We start from the raw sequence: 18,078 nt of genomic DNA on the forward strand, positions 1-18,078 counted from the left end.
CATTCATTGCGTGAAATCCGGCACCGGTGAAACGTCAATCACGACATTGTTGTTAAAAATAGTAGACAAATTCCGCGGCCAATCTTGACGAAATCATGGCAACGCGCGAAACTTAACATACCGTTAACTCGCGTGAAGAAGGGAACTGGCCATGGTAGCAGGGTTCAATATGCTCTCCTTTGACCTCTTTGGCATCGGCCGAAGAATGCCCGTCGTCAATGAGCGGGTCGAGCTCGAATTTCAGGACAAGACGCCGCGCAGACCGGACGACGAACCGCATGATGACGACCGTGACCAGGAATATGAGCTGTTCTTCTGGTCGCTTTATCCGGTGATCTAAATCACCCGCAGTGGCTAGCCGGGCATGAACCTTGCCAAGGACGGCAGGTTCATTCAATGATTGCCGCATGCGGTCTGGAAATGAAAAGAACTCTGCAAACAGAGACTTGAAGCTGTTGCGCCGCCTGCTGCGCGCCAGGGATCATATGGACGCGGCACCACATGAGGCGTGGCCCGTTTCACGCCTTGCAAAAGTCAGCGGCGCCTCGCAGGCGCATTTCGCAAGATCGTTTCGCGATGCCTTCGGCATACCCCCTCACCGCTATTTGCTGACCCGCCGGGTGGAGCGCGCCGTGGCGCTTTTGCGCGACACCGATCTTCCAATCATCGACATCGCTTTGCAGACCGGCTGGAACAGCATCGGCACATTTGGCCGCGTTTTCCGCGATGTAACCGGGGAGAGCCCGAGCGAAGTGCGGCGACAAATGCGGCTTTCCCCTGCCGATCTCGAGCAGGTTCCCCATTGCTTCGTCAGCGCCGCCCATCGCCCCCATCTCACAATCGCAGTTTCGGAGAAGCGCCGACAGGCGAAAGGCGGTAGGCACGGTGAGTGAAAGGGAGATAGCTGATGAAAAATGGTGTTCAAGTTGTCGGGCTTTACGTTCATGACCAGGACGAGGCGCTGCAATTTTATGTCGAAAAACTTGGATTTCGTGTGCATACGGACGCACGCAACGGCGATTATCGCTGGTTGACCGTGCAGCATCCGGACCAGCCGGATTTCCAGCTCGGCCTATTTCGGCCGCAGGCCCCGGCCGTTGACGAGGCGACGGCGCAGGATCTGAACGAAGCCGTGGCCAAAGGCGCCATGCCGCCTTTGGTTCTGGTGGTCGAGGATTGCCAGAAGGCCTTTGACGCCATGCACAAACGCGGCGTCGAATTCACCCAGGAACCGATCACGCGTTACGGCTCGGTGGATGCGAGTTTCCGCGATCCTTCCGGCAATGGCTGGAAGCTCGTTCAGGCCCGTTGAGGCAACCGTGTGTCACATTCCATCATGGATGCTTTTTCTTGGGGGCGACTTTGATCTTGCAAAAATGGATAAGGCAGAGCCATCGGTGGCTGGGCATTCTGCTGACCGTCACCATTCTGGCGAACTTCGCTTCGATGGCTTTCGGCCCGACACCACCGGTGATCGTTTATGCCCCGCTTCTTCCGCTGACTTTGCTTATCGTCAGCGGGCTGTACATGTTCTTCCTGCCTTATCTGGGAAAGCCGCTCTCCCCATCGAAGGAGTAAGCAGGAGGGCGACGAGGCGCTCGGATGTCCGAAAATATTTCAGCCCCGGGGCGGTACACCCCGGGGCTGATTTTTAGCTGATTTTTAAAAGCGGCCAGCCGGAACGGTCCCGCCTTTAGTGGTTGTCGCGCGGCAGGCCCTTGGTCTGGGCGATGCGCTGGTACTTGACCGCCGGCTCCAGAACCGCGCCGGTTTCCATCTGGCTGACGATGCCGCGCTGGATTTCCTGCCATGGCGTCTGGTGGTCGGGGAACTTGAAGCCACCCTCGGCAGAAAGCACCTCGTAGCGCTTGGCCAGTTCCTCGCCGGAAATCAGGATATCGGCCGTGCCGCGGCCCACATCGATGCGAACGCGGTCACCTGTCTGCAGGATTGCCAGACCACCACCGGCCGCTGCTTCCGGGGAAGCGTTGAGGATGGACGGGCTGCCCGACGTGCCGGACTGACGGCCATCACCGATGCAGGGAAGCGAATTGACGCCTTCCTTCAAAAGATAATCCGGCGCACGCATGTTCACCACTTCTGCCGCACCCGGATAACCGATCGGGCCGGCGCCGCGCATGAACAGGATGGTGTTCGCGTCGATCTTCAGCGACGGATCGTCGATGCGGTGGTGGTAATCTTCCGGACCGTCAAACACCACGGCGCGGCCTTCGAAGGCTTCCGGGTCATTTGGGTTGGAGAGGTAGCGGCCACGGAACTCTTCCGAGATCACGCTGGTCTTCATGATGGCTGAGGAGAAAAGATTGCCGCGCAGAACGCGGAAACCGGCGCGCTCCTTGAGCGGCTGTTCGTAGGGGCGGATGACCTTCTCGTCCTCGATGATCGCACCGCGACAATTGTCGCCGATGGTCTTGCCGTTGACGGTCATGGCATCTTCCATGATCAGTCCCTGGGTCATCAGCTGGTTGACGACAGCGGGAACACCGCCGGCATGGTAATAATCCTCGCCGAGATATTCGCCAGCCGGCTGCAGGTTGACGAGCAGCGGCACGTCTTCACCATAGGTCTGCCAGTCATCCACGGTCAGCTCCACGCCGACATGGCGGGCAAGGCCGTTGAGGTGGATCGGCGCATTGGTGGAGCCGCCAATGGCCGAGTTGACGCGGATGGCGTTGATGAAGGCGTCCTTGGTCATGATATCGGAAGGCTTCAGGTCTTCCTTGACCATTTCGACGATCCGCAGGCCGGTGAGGTAGGAAACTTCCTGACGGTCGCGGTAAGGCGCCGGAATGGCGGCGGAGCCGGGAAGCTGCATGCCGAGCGCTTCGGCAAGCGAGTTCATGGTCGTCGCCGTGCCCATGGTGTTGCAATAACCGGTGGAGGGCGCCGACGAGGCGACCAGTTTGACGAAGCCCTGATAGTCGATCTCGCCCTTGGCCAGTAGTTCGCGCGCCTTCCAGACGATGGTGCCGGAACCGGTGCGTTCACCACGGAACCAACCGTTCAGCATGGGGCCGACGGACAGGGCGATGGCCGGAATGTTGACGGTGGCCGCCGCCATAAGACAGGCAGGCGTGGTCTTGTCACAACCGATGGTCAGCACGACGCCATCGAGCGGATAGCCATAAAGCACTTCCACGAGGCCGAGATAGGCAAGGTTGCGGTCAAGGCCCGCCGTCGGGCGCTTGCCGGTTTCCTGGATCGGATGGACCGGGAATTCGATGGCGATGCCACCGGCTTCACGGATGCCTTCACGCAGGCGGTTGGCCAGTTCCAGATGGTGCCGGTTGCAGGGGGAAAGATCCGAGCCGGTCTGCGCAATGCCGATGATCGGGCGGTCGGACTGAAGCTCGGCCTGGCTGAGACCGAAGTTCATGTAACGCTCGAGATAAAGCGCCGTCATATCCGCGTTGGCGGGGTTGTCGAACCACGCGCGCGAACGAAACTTGCCTTTTGTGGCGGGCAGATTGTCGGATTTTGTCATGATGCAGGTCTCCAGCCGGAAGTGGCCAACGGTAAAATATTACGAAATGCGACAAGCTTATGTTGTGCGCAAGGAAAATGGAATCAGCTTTTCGGGATCACGCATAACCGACAGAGCAGGCCCAGACGAGCGAATTGGGGCTGTTCTTCGGCTTTAACCGAATATTTTTCGGTGCTTACGACGATGGCGGCATAGCGCAACGGTCTCTCCCTCCCTGTCTTTCCGGAAAACAACGGCCTCATGGCCTCATGCCCGTCACGACCTGATGTCTTTATTTGTATTACTATTAGATGCAGACATCGCCTGTCAAGCTGGATCAAACCCCATTTCCGGTATGCTTTCAACAACAGAAAAATCGATTTATGTGCATATAACCTATTGATTCATTGCATTTTATGGCAAAATTCAAGTCAAACCGACATCTGGCAAATTGCGGAAACGCCAAAAAACCACTTTCCAAGAGTATTACTATATGCTCATAGTGTTGCCGTCACGCTGACATCATCTCTGGGAGGAATAAGATGAGAAAAGCTCTCGCGACAGTTACTGTCGCCGTTTCGCTGTGCCTTGCATCCAGTGTTTCCGCACAATCGCTTACCGTCGGTTTCTCGCAAATCGGTTCGGAATCCGGCTGGCGCGCGGCTGAAACCACCGTCACCAAACAGCAGGCTGAAAAGCGCGGCGTCACGCTCAAATTCGCCGACGCGCAGCAGAAGCAGGAAAACCAGATCAAGGCCGTTCGCGGCTTCATCGCGCAGGGCGTCGATGCGATCTTGATCGCCCCTGTGGTCGCCACCGGCTGGGACGCCGTTTTGAAGGAAGCCAAGGAAGAGAAAATCCCTGTCATCCTGCTCGACCGCCAGATCGAGGCGCCGGATGATCTTTACCTGACCGCCGTTACGTCGGATCAGGTGCACGAAGGCAAGGTGGCCGGCGACTGGCTGGTCAAGGATGTCGGCTCCAAGGACTGCAAGGTCGTGGAATTGCAGGGCACGACCGGCTCCTCGCCCGCCATCAACCGCAAGAAGGGTTTCGAGCAGGCCATCGAATCCCACAAGAACATCAAGATCGTGCGCTCGCAGACGGGTGACTTCACCCGCACCAAGGGCAAGGAAGTGATGGAAAGCTTCATCAAGGCCGAAGGCGGCGGCAAGGATATCTGTGCCGTCTACGCCCATAATGACGACATGGCCGTCGGCGCGATCCAGGCGATCAAGGAAGCGGGCCTGAAGCCCGGTACCGACGTCAAGGTTGTCTCCATCGATGCCGTGCCTGATATCTTCAAGGCCATGGCCGCCGGTGAAGCCAACGCCACCGTGGAACTGACGCCTGACATGGCCGGCCCGGCCTTCGATGCGCTCGAAGCCTATCTGAAGGACAAGAAGGCGCCGGCAAAGTGGATCCAGACGGAATCCAAGCTTTATACGGCGTCCGATGATCCGATGAAGGTTTACGAAGCGAAGAAGGGCCTGGGTTACTAAGGCCTGTCTTTTGAGGAACGGCGCGAAAAGTTGCGCCGTTTCTTTCGGTTAAACGAGGGGCGCAAGCCCGACACCGAATGATCGCTTATGGGGCGAGCGTGTACCGCCTGCTTCTTCTCCCCGAGGGGGAGAAGGTCGCGGCAGCGGGATGAGGGGGCGAGGGTGCGGTCAATCGCTGGCGTTGCCCCCTCATCCGACCCTTCGGGCCACCTTCTCCCCGGCGGGGAGAAGAAAACCAGCCGCTCCCGACGCGATCACTTCACCGAGACCCATTTCGATACGGAACCTGCTCAATGTCCGAAACGGCACCCCTTCTGGAAGCACGCGCCATCGGCAAATCCTTTCTCGGGATCACGGCGCTGGATAGCGTCGATTTTTCGCTCGGGCGCGGTGAAATCCACGCGCTGCTCGGTGAAAACGGCGCGGGCAAATCGACGTTGATCAAAATCCTGACCGGAGTTTACCACCGCGACAGCGGCTCGATCTTTCTGGAAGGTAGCGAGATTTCACCCGCCAATGTCGGCGAAGCGCAGGCGCTGGGCATCGGCACGGTCTATCAGGAGGTGAACCTTCTCGAAAACCTGACGGTTGCCGAAAACCTGTTTCTCGGACGCCAGCCGCGCCGCTTCGGACTGATCGACCGCAGCACGATGCAAAAGCAATCGCAGGCGCTGCTGGCCCAATACGGGCTGTCCATCGACGTCAACGCGCTTCTCTCCAGCTATTCCGTCGCCATCCGCCAGATCATCGCCATTGCCCGCGCCGTCGATCTTTCCGGCAAGGTGCTGGTGCTGGACGAACCGACCGCGAGCCTCGATGCCCATGAGGTCGAGATGCTGTTCGGGGTTTTGAGAAACCTGCGCGCCCGCGGCATCGGTATCGTCATCATCACCCACTTCCTCAATCAGGTCTATGATATCGCCGACCGGGTGACGGTGCTGCGCAACGGCCGCCTCGTCGGCACGCGCGATATCGGCAGCCTGCCCCGCTCCGAGCTGATTTCGATGATGCTCGGGCGTGAGCTTCAGCACATCACCCACGAACACCAGGCGACCGACGAGACGGTTGTCGAGGGCGAACCGCCGATCCGTTTCGAAGGTTACGGCAAACGCGGCAGCATCGCTCCCTTCGATCTCGGCATTCGCCCCGGTGAGATCGTCGGCGTTGCCGGACTGCTGGGTTCTGGTCGAACGGAAACGGCATTCCTGCTGTTTGGCATCGACAGGCCGGATACCGGAAAAGCTGTCATCGATGGCCAAACGGTGGCGATTTCTTCGCCGGAAGCCGCCATTACCGCCGGTTTCGGCTTCTGTCCGGAGGAGCGCAAGACGGATGGCATCATCGGCGATTTTTCCGTCACCGATAATATCGCGCTCGCCCTTCAAGCCCGACAGGGCTGGGCGCGGCCCATTTCCAGAAGGCAGAAGGTGGAGCTTGCCGAAAGCTTCATCAAGTCGCTCGACATTCGCCCCGCTGATCCCGACCGGCCGATAAAATTCCTGTCCGGCGGCAACCAGCAGAAGGCCATTCTGGCCCGCTGGCTCGCCACCCATCCCCGGTTGCTGATCCTCGACGAGCCGACACGCGGCATCGATATCGGCGCGCATGCGGAAATTCTGAAAATGATCGAAAAACTCTGTACCGAAGGCATGTCGCTCGTCGTCATTTCCTCGGAACTGGAAGAACTGACCGCCGTGGCGCATCGCGTCGTCGTGCTTTCGGATCGTCGCCATGTCAGCGAGTTGAAGGGCGGCGACGTGACCGCCGACAACATCATGCGGGCAATTGCGGATGCGGCAGCCAAAACGGAGGCGGCATGATGGTGGCTGTGACCCGACGCCTGAAAAGGCTTGCCCCCCAGCTTGCCGCGCTTTTCGTCATTCTGGCCGCGATTACAATCGTTTCGCCGGGCTTTCTCAATGTTTCGTTCCAGAACGGTCGGCTCTACGGCAGCCTGGTGGATATTCTGGTGCGCGCCGCGCCGGTGGCGCTCCTGACCATCGGCATGACGCTGGTCATCGCCACCAAGGGCATCGATCTGTCGATCGGCGCTGTCATCGCAATTTGCGGCGCGGTGGCCGCCACGCTCATCAGCAACGGCCACTCCATCCCCTCCGTCATCGCCATCTCGCTTGCGGTCGGCATTGCCTGCGGCCTGTGGAATGGCGTGCTGGTCGCCCTTCTCGACATACAGCCGATCATCGCCACCCTCATCCTGATGGTGGCGGGGCGCGGCATCGCCCAGCTCATCACTGAAGGTGTCATTCTCACCTTCAACGATGACACATTCTCCGCCATCGGTTCCGGCTCCTTCGCCGGCATTCCCCTGCCCGTCATCATCTGGCTGGCGGCCGCACTTCTGATCGGTCTTCTGGTGCGCAAGAGCGCGCTGGGATTTCTGATCGAGGCAACCGGCATCAACCGCCGCGCGGCAGCGCTGGCCGGTGTGCGGGCGCGCTTCCTGCTGTTTTTCGTCTATGCCGTTTCCGGCCTCTGCGCCGCCATCGCCGGCATGATCGTGACCGCCGATATTCGCGGCGCGGATGCCAACAATGCCGGGCTGTGGCTAGAGCTGGACGCCATATTGGCTGTCGTGATCGGCGGCACCTCCCTGAATGGCGGGCGCTTCTCCATCACCGCCTCGCTGATCGGCGCGCTCATCATCCAGACCATCAATACCGGCATTCTGGTTTCGGGCTTTCCGCCGGAATTCAACCTCATCATCAAGGCCGGCATCATCATGGTGGTGCTGACGCTGCAATCGCCGGCGATCATGGCGGTGCTGGGCTTCGTCAGACCACCCAAACCACACGCCAAACCGGCAGCCACCAACGGCATGACCAAGGAAGGAACCGCGCGATGATCCATAGCCGCAATCTTCCCTTCCTCACCACATTGACGATCTTCGTGGTCGCCTATCTTCTCTGCGTGCTGCAATATCCGGCGATCCTGTCGACGCGGGTAATCGGCAATCTTCTGACCGACAACACCTTTCTCGGCATCGCTGCCGTCGGCATGACCTTCGTGATCCTTTCGGGCGGCATCGATCTCTCCATCGGTTCGGTCATCGCCTTTACCAGCGTCTTCGTGGCGGTGATGGTGGGCACCTATAATATCCATCCGCTGCTGGCCTTCGCCATCGTGCTTGTGGTCTCGACGCTGTTCGGCTGCCTGATGGGGGCGATGATCCGTTTCCTGTCGATCCCGCCTTTCGTGGTGACACTGGCGGGCATGTTTCTGGCGCGTGGTGCTGCCTATCTTATCTCGACGCAGTCGGTGCCGATATCGCACCCGTTCATCGATGCTATACAGGGCTTTTATTTCCGCTTTCCCGGAGGTGGCAGGCTGACGGCGCTCGCCATACTGATGCTCATCGTCTTTGCCGCCGGCATGCTGCTCGCCAGCCGCACCCGCTTTGGCGCCAATGTTTATGCGCTGGGCGGCAACCCGCAATCGGCCGAGCTGATGGGCGTGCCGATCGGCGCGACGACCATCGGCATCTATGCGCTGTCCGGTTTCCTGTCAGGCCTCGCCGGCATCGTCTATACACTCTACACCTCGTCAGGTTATTCGCTGGCGACGGTGGGCGTGGAGCTGGACGCCATTGCCGCCGTCGTCATCGGCGGCACGCTGCTGACGGGCGGCACGGGGCTGGTGGCGGGCACCTTCATCGGCATTCTGATCCAGGGGCTGATCCAGACCTATATCGTTTTTGACGGAACGCTGTCGTCCTGGTGGACGAAAATCGTCATTGGCGTGCTGCTTTTCGTCTTCATCGTGTTGCAGCGCGCAATCATCTGGTATTCAAACAGGAGACTGGCCGGGCCACACCCGGCATAACCACAAACGGAGGCTTGCTTGGGGCTGCTCGAAACGACGATAAGCGGGCGAAAACGCCGGAACAGCCACGCCCATGTGGTCTCCGAACTCGGCAGCGCCATCGTCTCGGGCAGAATTGCGGAAGGCTCGCTGCTGCCCAATGACGCCGAACTCTCCCTGCGCTTCGGCGTCTCGCGCACCGTGCTGCGCGAAACCATGAAGACGCTGGCGGCCAAACGGCTGGTGGAACCGAAAGCCAAGGTCGGCACCCGCGTTCTTGACCGCTCAAGCTGGAATTTCTTCGATCCTGATGTGCTGGGCTGGCGCTGCGAGGCAGGCATAGACGAGGAATTCGTCACGCATCTGGCGCAAATCCGTCTCGCGCTGGAGCCGGCGGCAGCAGCTGCGGCGGCCCTGCAGGCCTCCAATGACGATATCGTTTCCCTTTACGTCATCGCCGCCAAATTCGACAATCCCAAGCATACGCCGGAAAGCATCGCCAAGGTCGATCTCGAATTCCACCTTGCCGTGGCGCACATGTCCGGCAATCCCTTCATGCGGTCGGCAAGCGGGCTGATCGAAGCAGCCCTCGCCATTTCCTTCCAGCTTTCGTCACCGGCCGCCTCGCCCGGCACCATCGCCGAGATTGCGTCCAATCATCTGCGCATCGTTCACGCCATCGCCGCGCGTGATACCGATGCCGCCGTGAAAGCCATGCGCCACGTGATCGAGGTGGGCAAGGACCGGACGCAGAAGGCGATCAAGACGCCCTGAAGAGGGCTTGCGCCTTCCCTGTCTTCTGAAGCGACGAACGGGCCTTAACGCCCTGAAAAGAATCAGAGAAAATTCAGCGTCACCAGCGCCAGCACAAGGTAACGAGCCACCTTGGCTACCGTGACCAGCAGCAGGAAGATCGGCAGCGGCTCTTTCATGATGCCGGCCGCAACCGTCAGCGGATCGCCGATCAATGGCGCCCAGCATAAAAGCAGCGACCAGCGACCATAACGCCGATACCAGTTCTGGGAACGTTGCAGCGCCGCCTCGCCAACGGGAAACCAGCGCCTGTGCCGGAACCGTTCGATGCCGCGGCCAAGCAGCCAGTTGACGAAGGAACCGGCCACATTACCGACACTGGCAACGGCCACCAGCAACCAGACCGGTTGCGATTTCAAGAGGATGAGACCCGCCAGCGCCGCCTCCGACTGCATGGGCAGAATAGTCGCCGCCACAAAGGCCGTCAGAAACAAACCCGCATATACCGCCAGATCGGCCATTGCCCCGCCCTTCATCACCAGCGAATCCCGCCGCGGCCCCTGAAGTGCCGGATGATGGCGCGCACCGTCAAGCACCCCCTGACATCACTGAGGGGATATCAGGCCGAATGCGCCGCAATGGCGCGCACAATGTCGTCATGATCCACCTCCAGCAGCGCCTTGTGAATGGACAATTGCCTGATATCACCGGACGCAAGCAGGATGACGATCACCTTTTCGCGTGGAGGGCAATCCGGCAGGGCACATGACAGCTCGCTGACGGTGACAATGTCATCGGCATGCAGATTTAGCAGGTTGTGCGCCCATTGCTTCAGACGCCGGGCCTGCGAGACGATCGCCGAGCCGCTGCGCGCAAGGGGGTTGGTCATGAAGCACCCTTTCGCCTCGCCTGCGAGGCCAATGTATCGAAAAGATCGCGGATCGGCTGTTGCGGCATATCCATGCCGATCAGCACGAGACGGGTTGCACGGTTGCCATCCGGCCAGCTTTCGAGCCTTGTCAGCGGATAAAGCCGGTGCTGCACGGCGTGGGCAACCACCGGCCGATCCGGATCGTCCGTCGCCTGGAAAATACCTTTCAGCCGCAGCAGGCCGGAATGCACGTTGCTGGTGACGAGCTCGAGAAAGGTAACGATCATCTGCGGATCAAGGGCGCCGTCGAAAGTGAGATCAAAAGCCTCGACGCCGGCACCATGGCGGTCGATGTCATGGACATGGTCAGCATGCAGGCTCAGCCTGTCGGCCGCCAGCCATCCCGGCACATCCTCCGGCTTGCCGCGCAGCGAGTAACTCTTCGTTGCAAAAAGCGACATGAGATCGAAGCCGGCCGCATTGCGGTCATGCAACAGGGCGGCGGGGTTGAGGTCTGTAAGGCCTTCACGGTCCATCGCGATCGCATCGGCAAGGTCGGTTTTCGTCAGGACAATGTGGTCGGCAAAGGCAAGCTGTTTCCAGCCTTCGATGAAGCTGTCGAGCATCGCCCGGCCGGACGTGACATCGAAGACAGTGACCACGCCCGAAAGATGAAAGTGCCGGGCGACGATGTGGTCGCGCAGGCCGAGCGCCGGTGTGCCGCCGGCAATCAGGCTGTTGATGATCGGCGCAGGATCGGCAAGTCCCGTCGTTTCGATAACGACACGCGATATTTCCGGCATCACCCCCTCCAGAAAGGTCTGATGCAATTCGTAAAGCGAGGTACGGATATCGCTGGTCGCGTTGCAGCAGATGCAACCGGTCGTGGTTCTGAAATACCGCTCCGAGCCGGTGCGCACCAGATCGTGATCGATGGGCACAGATCCGAATTCATTGACGATGACGGCGGCGTCATGCATGGCCGGTTCGTTCAGAAGCTCGTTCAGCAAAGTGGTCTTTCCCGCCCCCAGAAAGCCGGTGAGCAGGGTAACCGGCACTGTCCTGACAGATGGCGAGACAGCCGAATCGTCTCCTTGCACCACCGCCTGCTTCCGCTTCATTCCGAACACATCCGCACCTTTGAACTCATAAAATCAGCGGTAACTTATTATGTTATGTAATAACATATCAATAGTGTTTCGAGAGTTTTCGGTTCGACGCAATTGTCGTTACCCGGCTGCGAAAATCATCTAGCCCGGAGCACCTGCTTTCGGACGCATGAAAAAACCATAAGAGAGAGGAAATGGAATAATAAAATCGTTTCTTTCACTTTCGTTTTATTCGTTCCACGCGCTATTGCATTTTCGTTAAAGTTCGTTTTTAATTCCAACTGCTAATACAGAAAAGATGGCCCGCAGCTTGATCGAGGAGGATAGGCTGCAATAAGGGGCTGTATCTTTTACTGTTTTTAAAATGGGAGGAATCACCTTGAAAAAACTCAGCTACCGCCTCGCTGCGGCATCCGCGCTTTCGTTTTTTGTCACATCGAATGCTTTCGCTGCGACGGAAATCCAGTGGTGGCACGCCATGACCGGCGCCAATAACGAGGTCGTGGACGCGCTTGCGAAAGAGTTCAACGACAGCCAGAAAGACTACAAGATCACGCCCGTGTTCAAGGGCACCTATCCGGAAACCCTGAATGCCGGCATTGCCGCCTTCCGCGCCAAGCAGCCGCCCGCGATCATTCAGGTCTTCGACGCCGGTTCCGGCGTGATGATGGGCGCCGCCGGCGCCATCAAGCCGGTAGCGGATGTGCTGAAGGAAGGTGGCTACACCTTCAACAAGGATGAATATCTGGCCGGCATCGTCGCCTATTATTCCAAGCCCGACGGCACCATGCTGTCCTTCCCCTACAATTCGTCCTCGCCGATCCTCTATTACAACAAGGACACCTTCCAGAAGGCAGGCCTTGACCCGGCCAACCCGCCGAAGACCTGGCCCGAAGTTTTCGAAGCCGCCAGGAAGATCAAGTCCAGCGGTGCATCGCAATGCGGTTTCACCTCCACATGGCTCACCTGGATCCAGACCGAAAACTTCGCCGCCTGGAACAACGTGTCCTATGGCAGCAATGAAAACGGGCTTGGTGGCACGGATGTGAAGCTTGCGGTGAATGCGCCGCTCTTCGTCGAGCATTTCCAGGCGATTGCCGATCTCGCCAAGGACGGCACCTTCCGTTATGGCGGCCGCACCTCGGAAGCCAAGCAGCTGTTCATGTCCGGCGAATGCGGTATCCTGACCGAATCTTCCGGTGGTCTCGGCGACATCGTCAAGACCGGCATGAATTACGGCATTGGCCAGCTGCCCTATTACGAGGGTCACGGCCCGCAGAACACCATTCCCGGCGGCGCCAGCCTCTGGGTGTTCGGCGGCAAGAGCGACGCCGAATATAAGGGCGTTGCCGAATTCTTCCATTTCCTCTCGCAGACCAAGATCCAGTCTCGCCTGCATCAGGTCTCCGGCTACATGCCGGTAACGATCGCGGCCTATGAGGAAACCAAGAAATCCGGCTTCTACGACAAGAACCCTGCCCGCGAAACGCCGCTGCTGCAGATGATGGGCAAGCCGCCGACGGAAAACTCCAAGGGCGTTCGCCTCGTGAACCTGCCGCAGGTCCGCGACATCATGAACGAAGAGTTCGAGGCGATGCTGGCCGGCAAGCAGGACGCGAAGGCCGCCCTCGACAAGATCGTGCAGCGCGGTGATGCGGCCATCAAGCAGGCCACCGGCAACTAATACGATCCCTGCCACCGCCCGCATCCCAACAAGGTGCGGGCGGCGTTTCCATTTCATCAGGAGATCGCCGTGCAAAGCGTCGTATTCCCCAACAAGATCCTGCCCTATCTGCTGGTCGCACCGCAGATCATCCTCACGGTGGTCTTCTTTTTCTGGCCGGCAAGTCAGGCACTCTACCAGTCGACCATGCGCGAGGACGCCTTCGGGCTGAGCAGCAATTTCGTCGGTCTGGCCAATTTCTCTGCGGTACTTTCGGATGAAAGCTACCTCAATTCGCTGCACGTCACGGTGATTTTCAGCGTGCTGACCGCGCTTGTCTCCATGGGGCTGGCGCTGCTTCTGGCGACCGCCGCCGACCGGGTGGTGCGCGGCAAGGGGTTTTACCGCACGATGATGATCATGCCCTATGCCGTGGCGCCTGCCGTGGCAGGTATGCTTTGGCTGTTCATGTTCAACCCGGCCATGGGAACTTTCTCTTATATCCTGCGCCGCAACGGCATCATGTGGGACCCGCTGCTCGACGGCAATCAGGCCATGCTGCTGGTGGTCGCCGCCGCTGCGTGGAAACAGATCAGCTATAATTTTCTGTTCTTTGTCGCAGGCTTGCAGGCAATTCCGAAATCATTGCTGGAAGCGGCCTCCATTGACGGTGCGCGCGGCGCGCGGCGTTTCTGGACCATCGTTTTCCCGCTGCTGGCGCCGACCACCTTCTTCCTTCTGGTCGTCAACACGGTTTACGCCTTCTTCGACACCTTCGGCATCATCCATGCCGTCACCGGCGGCGGCCCCGCCAAGGCGACGGAAACGCTGGTCTACAAGGTCTATAATGATGGCTTCGTGAACCTGAACCTCGGCTCTTCCGCCGCGCAATCGGTCATCCTGATGGTGATCGTCATTGCGCTCACCGCCTTCCAGTTCCGCTTCGTCGAGAAGCGCGTGCACTACGGCTGAGGATTTCACAATGATTGAAAATCGCCCGGTCGCCCGCATGGTCGCCCATCTGATGCTCATTCTCGGCATCATCGTTGTGGCCTTCCCGATCTACTACACCTTCGTCGCCTCTTCCATGACGTCGAACGACATTATCCGCCCGCCGATGTCGCTGCTGCCCGGCGACCATCTGACCGAGAACTACACCGAGGCCATGGTCGGCGGTGTCGAGAGAGTGGTCGGCGTCAGCCTCGAACGGCTGCTGTTCAACAGCTTCGTCGTGGCGCTCGCCATCGCCATCGGCAAGATCGTCATTTCGTTCCTGTCGGCCTTCGCCATCGTGTTTTTCCGCTTTCCTTTCCGCATGGGTTTTTTCTGGATGATCTTCATCACGCTCATGCTGCCGGTGGAGGTGCGTATCCTGCCCACCTACAAGGTCATCGTCGATCTTGGGCTGATCGACACCTATGCGGGGCTGACACTGCCATTGATGGCGTCGGCGACGGCGACCTTCCTGTTCCGGCAGTTCTTCCTGACCATTCCCGGTGAACTGGTCGAGGCGGCGCGTATCGACAATGCCGGCCCGTTCCGCTTCATGCGCGATATTCTGCTGCCGCTGTCGAGAACCAATATCGCAGCACTTTTCGTGATTCTGTTCATCTATGGCTGGACCCAATATCTCTGGCCGCTGCTCGTCACCAACGACGCCAAGATGAACACGATCATCATCGGCCTCAAGCGCATGGTGGACTTCACCGACGCTTCGACGCCCTGGAATTATGTGATGGTGACAGCGATCCTCGCCATCATCCCCCCTGTTATGGTTGTGGTGCTGATGCAGCGCTGGTTCGTCAAAGGTTTGGTGGAGACCGAGAAGTAATGGCAAAAATTGCGCTGAAAGACGTCCGCAAGGTTTACGGCGGCAATGTCGATGCGATCAAAGGCGTATCGATGGACATCGCCGATGGTGAAATGATCGTGCTGGTCGGCCCCTCCGGCTGCGGCAAATCCACGCTGCTGCGCATGATCGCCGGGCTGGAAAGCATATCGGGCGGTGAAATCTCCATCGGCGACCGCGTCGTCAATGATCTCGAACCCTCCGACCGCGACATCGCCATGGTGTTCCAGAACTATGCGCTTTATCCGCATATGACGGTGCGCCAGAACCTTGCCTATGGCCTGAAGAACCGCAACACGCCGAAAGAGGAAATCGAACGGCGCATCACCGAGGCAGCCAAGGCGCTGGAAATCGAGCAATTCCTGGAGCGCAAACCGCGCCAGCTTTCCGGCGGCCAGCGCCAGCGCGTGGCCATGGGCCGCGCCATCGTGCGCAAGCCGGCCGCCTTCTTGTTCGACGAGCCGCTCTCCAACCTCGACGCCAAGCTGCGCGTGCAGATGCGCGTAGAAATCCGCCGCCTGCAACGCTCGCTCGCCACGACAAGCGTTTATGTCACCCATGACCAGATGGAAGCCATGACGCTGGCCGACCGGTTGGTGGTGCTGAATGCCGGCCGCATCGAGCAAATGGGCACGCCGATCGAGCTTTACGAAAAGCCGGCGACCACCTTCGTCGCTACCTTCATCGGCTCACCCTCCATGAACCTTCTGGCCCATGCCGCGGCCTCGTCCAATGGCTCGACCGGCTGGTCGGTGAATGGCGCCGCAGCACTACCGCAAAACGCCGCCACGCTTGGCATCCGCCCGGAAGACATCACGCTGGCGGAAGCAGAACCCGCCGATGCCGCCTTCACCGCCAACGTGCAGGTGGACGCCGTGGAACTGGTGGGGGCGGAAAGCTATGTGCACGGCTCCTTCGCCGATGGCACCACCATCGTCTTCCGCGTTCCCGGCCGCTCGCAGCTGCGCATCGGCGAAACGCTGAAGATCGCCGCGCAGGCCAAGGATTTCCATCTGTTCGACGCGTCGGGAAAGCGGATTTGAGATGAACATGTCGGCATTGTCGCTCTCTGCGGCAATGCCGACATGTCATATACCTTATCTCATGCCGATGAGACCCCCACATGAGCAGGCCGACGAGAGGCTAGCTTCTTCCCAAACTTCTGGAATGGCAACTCAATTAACCGGTAGCTCAAATAGGCCATGGCCACGGTTAAGGCGAAGACCGCTATGATAGTCACGTGAACCGGATAGGGAGCCAGCTGGCGATAGGGAAGCACATATTCCACGATCGGTTGGGCGACCGGCCCAAGCAGATAGACGGAATAGCTTATCGCGCCGAGCCAGACAAAGAGCGGGTGGGTGATGCGCAGTTTGGTCGTGAACAGCGCAAACAGCGCCATTCCCGCATAGTAGGCAATCGTATAGCGATACCAGGTCTCGCCGAAGCCCATGTCCACATTATAGCTTAGAAGGCTGATGAACGGCACGGCAAAGACAACGAGGAGCGATGTGAACAGGATAAGCCGTCGCAGCCGCGGCCCGGCCTCTTCGCTGGCGCCGTGACGCCATAACAAGCCCCAAAACATCACAGTCAGCCCCAGCGGCATGGCCACCGGTAATTTGATGCCCATACCATAACGCACCGCGCCCATAACGACCGCGCACATAAGGAAAAATACCACCGCACCAGCGGCACCTTCCGGCTTGTGCAGGAGCCTGGCATAAAACATCATCGCGCTGACGACATAAAAAACGATTTCTATCTGCAGCGTCCAATAGACACCGAGAATATTCTGCTGGCCCAGAAACTGCTGCAGCATCGTCACATTGGCATATATCTGGCCAAGCGTGAAGACGTCGCCCCGCACGATCGGGATGATCGCCAGAGCCAGAACCATAGACATCCAATAAGCGGGATACAGCCTGAAAAACCGCGAAATTGCGAAACCGCGCAAAGGTGCGCTACTCGCTTTCAGAAGAGAGAACGGGATAACAAAGCCGGAAACAGCGAAGAACATAACGACTGCTATTTTTCCGAGGTCAAAGTATTCCGTGAAAAAATAAAATAAATAATACTCAAAATCATTTGTGGTAAATTTATTCTTGTAGGCGATTTCGGCAATATGAATGTAAACTACCGCCAGAGCTGCTATTCCTCGAATGGAATCGACGTAAACCCAACGTCCGGGATTGCTATCCGCGCTCATCAATACCTCATTCAAAATTATTTATAAAAATGTCATATTCATAATTTTATGTGGACTATACTGTCGACTAAGTACAAATTGCAATCAACAAACAACAACATAAAGCTGCAAAACGGCAACATCAGTGAAACTGGCTAACGTCGATGTGAAAAACCGTGTCCCGGCCACGGGCCGGAACACGGTTCGACAAATTAGTGCGAAGAATTTTAGTAGTATCTGGAAACTACCCTGACAGGTGACGGCAACGTACGTCTCGCCGTCCCTCTACCACACCAGCTCCACCTGCGGCCGGCCGTTGGAGGTTTTCTCCACCGTGCGGCCGGAGGCATCGATATTGCAGTGGACGCGCTGCCGGAAGGCGGAGAAGCTTTCGAAGGTCACGACGTCGACGGGGTCGTCGAGATGCAGAGTGAGCCGATAGCGTTCCGGGTCACCGCCAAGCGCCTGGACGCCGAGCACGGAGGCGACGAAAGGCTGGCCGAGATAAAGGCCTTCCACCCTGGAACCCAAGAGATAAGGATTGAAGGCGGGGCGGTTGCCGGCTGCTGCGTGCAGGGTGTTCCAGTCGCGGAAGCCATATTGCGCGGCGATGAGTTCCAGCGCCTTTGAGTGGGTGATTGCCTGCCCCTGTTCCTCAAGGGCGGCGCGCAGGCGTTTTGCCTGTTCCTTCAGCCCCTCAAGCGCGGGAAGCGGTTTGGACACGTTCATAACGGTTCTCCAACATTGACATGCCGAATTTTCCGAAGGGGGTCCGCGTTGCCATCGACGACATGCAAAACATGGGGATGACCGTTATCAGGGATAAGAGCTTCACCAGGG

At 58.7% G+C, this 18,078-nt stretch carries 19 protein-coding genes; 13 read left to right on the forward strand and 6 right to left on the reverse strand.

Features of this window, described 5'->3' with window-relative positions:
- Positions 1-151 precede the first annotated feature (151 nt).
- From DXT96_RS26985 to DXT96_RS22765, 4 genes are all read left to right on the forward strand, one after another.
- Positions 152-340 carry a hypothetical protein gene (locus DXT96_RS26985; RefSeq protein ID WP_174374839.1) on the forward strand — a complete coding sequence of 63 codons (189 nt, stop codon included), beginning with the start codon at positions 152-154 and terminating at the stop codon, positions 338-340.
- Positions 341-446: 106 nt separating this feature from the next.
- Positions 447-893: a helix-turn-helix domain-containing protein gene (locus DXT96_RS22755; RefSeq protein ID WP_246670633.1), complete on the forward strand. Its 447-nt coding sequence runs from the start codon at positions 447-449 to the stop codon at positions 891-893.
- A gap of 14 nt (positions 894-907) precedes the next feature.
- The gene (locus DXT96_RS22760) at positions 908-1,312 is read left to right on the forward strand and encodes a VOC family protein (protein ID WP_153516591.1); all 405 of its coding nucleotides are present in this window, start codon (positions 908-910) and stop codon (positions 1,310-1,312) included.
- Positions 1,313-1,368: 56 nt separating this feature from the next.
- A complete protein-coding gene (locus DXT96_RS22765) occupies positions 1,369-1,578 on the forward strand; it encodes a hypothetical protein (RefSeq protein ID WP_369809581.1) in 210 nt (69 codons plus the stop codon).
- Between the two features lie 115 nt (positions 1,579-1,693).
- On the opposite strand, the gene DXT96_RS22770 is transcribed toward DXT96_RS22765, so the two are convergent.
- Complete coding sequence (locus DXT96_RS22770; protein WP_149899082.1) at positions 1,694-3,505, reverse strand: IlvD/Edd family dehydratase; 1,812 nt, start codon at positions 3,503-3,505, stop codon at positions 1,694-1,696.
- A gap of 521 nt (positions 3,506-4,026) precedes the next feature.
- On the opposite strand from DXT96_RS22770, the gene ytfQ reads away from it, so the two are divergent.
- The 5 genes from ytfQ (at position 4,027) to DXT96_RS22795 (ending at position 9,579) form a co-directional block, all read left to right on the forward strand.
- Complete coding sequence (gene ytfQ / locus DXT96_RS22775) at positions 4,027-4,986, forward strand: galactofuranose ABC transporter, galactofuranose-binding protein YtfQ (RefSeq protein WP_149899083.1); 960 nt, start codon at positions 4,027-4,029, stop codon at positions 4,984-4,986.
- Positions 4,987-5,279: 293 nt separating this feature from the next.
- The gene (locus DXT96_RS22780) at positions 5,280-6,806 is read left to right on the forward strand and encodes a sugar ABC transporter ATP-binding protein (RefSeq protein WP_153516593.1); all 1,527 of its coding nucleotides are present in this window, start codon (positions 5,280-5,282) and stop codon (positions 6,804-6,806) included.
- On the forward strand, positions 6,806-7,849 hold the full coding sequence (locus DXT96_RS22785; protein ID WP_174374879.1) for an ABC transporter permease: 1,044 nt from the start codon (positions 6,806-6,808) through the stop codon (positions 7,847-7,849). The genes DXT96_RS22780 and DXT96_RS22785 overlap by 1 nt, the downstream gene beginning before the upstream one ends.
- The gene (gene yjfF / locus DXT96_RS22790; RefSeq protein ID WP_153516595.1) at positions 7,846-8,826 is read left to right on the forward strand and encodes a galactofuranose ABC transporter, permease protein YjfF; all 981 of its coding nucleotides are present in this window, start codon (positions 7,846-7,848) and stop codon (positions 8,824-8,826) included. The genes DXT96_RS22785 and yjfF overlap by 4 nt, the downstream gene beginning before the upstream one ends.
- A gap of 18 nt (positions 8,827-8,844) precedes the next feature.
- On the forward strand, positions 8,845-9,579 hold the full coding sequence (locus DXT96_RS22795; RefSeq protein WP_149899087.1) for a FadR/GntR family transcriptional regulator: 735 nt from the start codon (positions 8,845-8,847) through the stop codon (positions 9,577-9,579).
- 62 nt (positions 9,580-9,641) lie between these two features.
- Here the strand turns inward: DXT96_RS22795 and DXT96_RS22800 are convergent, their stop codons facing one another.
- From DXT96_RS22800 to DXT96_RS22810, 3 genes are all read right to left on the reverse strand, one after another.
- Positions 9,642-10,079: a YqaA family protein gene (locus DXT96_RS22800; protein ID WP_153516669.1), complete on the reverse strand. Its 438-nt coding sequence runs from the start codon at positions 10,077-10,079 to the stop codon at positions 9,642-9,644.
- A gap of 98 nt (positions 10,080-10,177) precedes the next feature.
- Complete coding sequence (locus DXT96_RS22805; protein WP_153516596.1) at positions 10,178-10,447, reverse strand: hypothetical protein; 270 nt, start codon at positions 10,445-10,447, stop codon at positions 10,178-10,180.
- Positions 10,444-11,550 carry a GTP-binding protein gene (locus DXT96_RS22810; RefSeq protein WP_153516597.1) on the reverse strand — a complete coding sequence of 369 codons (1,107 nt, stop codon included), beginning with the start codon at positions 11,548-11,550 and terminating at the stop codon, positions 10,444-10,446. The genes DXT96_RS22805 and DXT96_RS22810 overlap by 4 nt, the downstream gene beginning before the upstream one ends.
- 361 nt (positions 11,551-11,911) lie before the next feature.
- Here DXT96_RS22810 and ugpB point away from each other — a divergent pair, with 361 nt between their 5' ends.
- The 4 genes from ugpB (at position 11,912) to DXT96_RS22830 (ending at position 16,093) form a co-directional block, all read left to right on the forward strand.
- Positions 11,912-13,222, forward strand: coding sequence for a sn-glycerol-3-phosphate ABC transporter substrate-binding protein UgpB (gene ugpB / locus DXT96_RS22815; protein WP_371418981.1), 1,311 nt, complete (start codon positions 11,912-11,914; stop codon positions 13,220-13,222).
- Between the two features lie 69 nt (positions 13,223-13,291).
- Positions 13,292-14,173 carry a sn-glycerol-3-phosphate ABC transporter permease UgpA gene (ugpA, locus tag DXT96_RS22820; RefSeq protein WP_371418976.1) on the forward strand — a complete coding sequence of 294 codons (882 nt, stop codon included), beginning with the start codon at positions 13,292-13,294 and terminating at the stop codon, positions 14,171-14,173.
- Positions 14,174-14,183: 10 nt separating this feature from the next.
- On the forward strand, positions 14,184-15,032 hold the full coding sequence (ugpE, locus tag DXT96_RS22825) for a sn-glycerol-3-phosphate ABC transporter permease UgpE (RefSeq protein ID WP_149899091.1): 849 nt from the start codon (positions 14,184-14,186) through the stop codon (positions 15,030-15,032).
- The gene (locus DXT96_RS22830) at positions 15,032-16,093 is read left to right on the forward strand and encodes a sn-glycerol-3-phosphate import ATP-binding protein UgpC (protein ID WP_153516599.1); all 1,062 of its coding nucleotides are present in this window, start codon (positions 15,032-15,034) and stop codon (positions 16,091-16,093) included. Before ugpE ends, DXT96_RS22830 begins: the two co-directional genes overlap by 1 nt.
- A 59-nt stretch (positions 16,094-16,152) precedes the next feature.
- Here the strand turns inward: DXT96_RS22830 and DXT96_RS22835 are convergent, their stop codons facing one another.
- Both DXT96_RS22835 and DXT96_RS22840 read right to left on the reverse strand, forming a co-directional pair.
- Positions 16,153-17,259 (reverse strand): acyltransferase, encoded by a 1,107-nt coding sequence (locus tag DXT96_RS22835; RefSeq protein WP_153516600.1) that lies wholly within the window; start codon positions 17,257-17,259, stop codon positions 16,153-16,155.
- Positions 17,260-17,523: 264 nt separating this feature from the next.
- Complete coding sequence (locus DXT96_RS22840; RefSeq protein ID WP_153516601.1) at positions 17,524-17,967, reverse strand: glyoxalase superfamily protein; 444 nt, start codon at positions 17,965-17,967, stop codon at positions 17,524-17,526.
- Positions 17,968-18,078: the final 111 nt, after the last annotated feature.

The organism is Agrobacterium sp. ICMP 6402 (genome assembly GCF_009498615.1).
GTDB classification, from domain to species: Bacteria; Pseudomonadota; Alphaproteobacteria; order Rhizobiales; family Rhizobiaceae; genus Agrobacterium; species Agrobacterium burrii.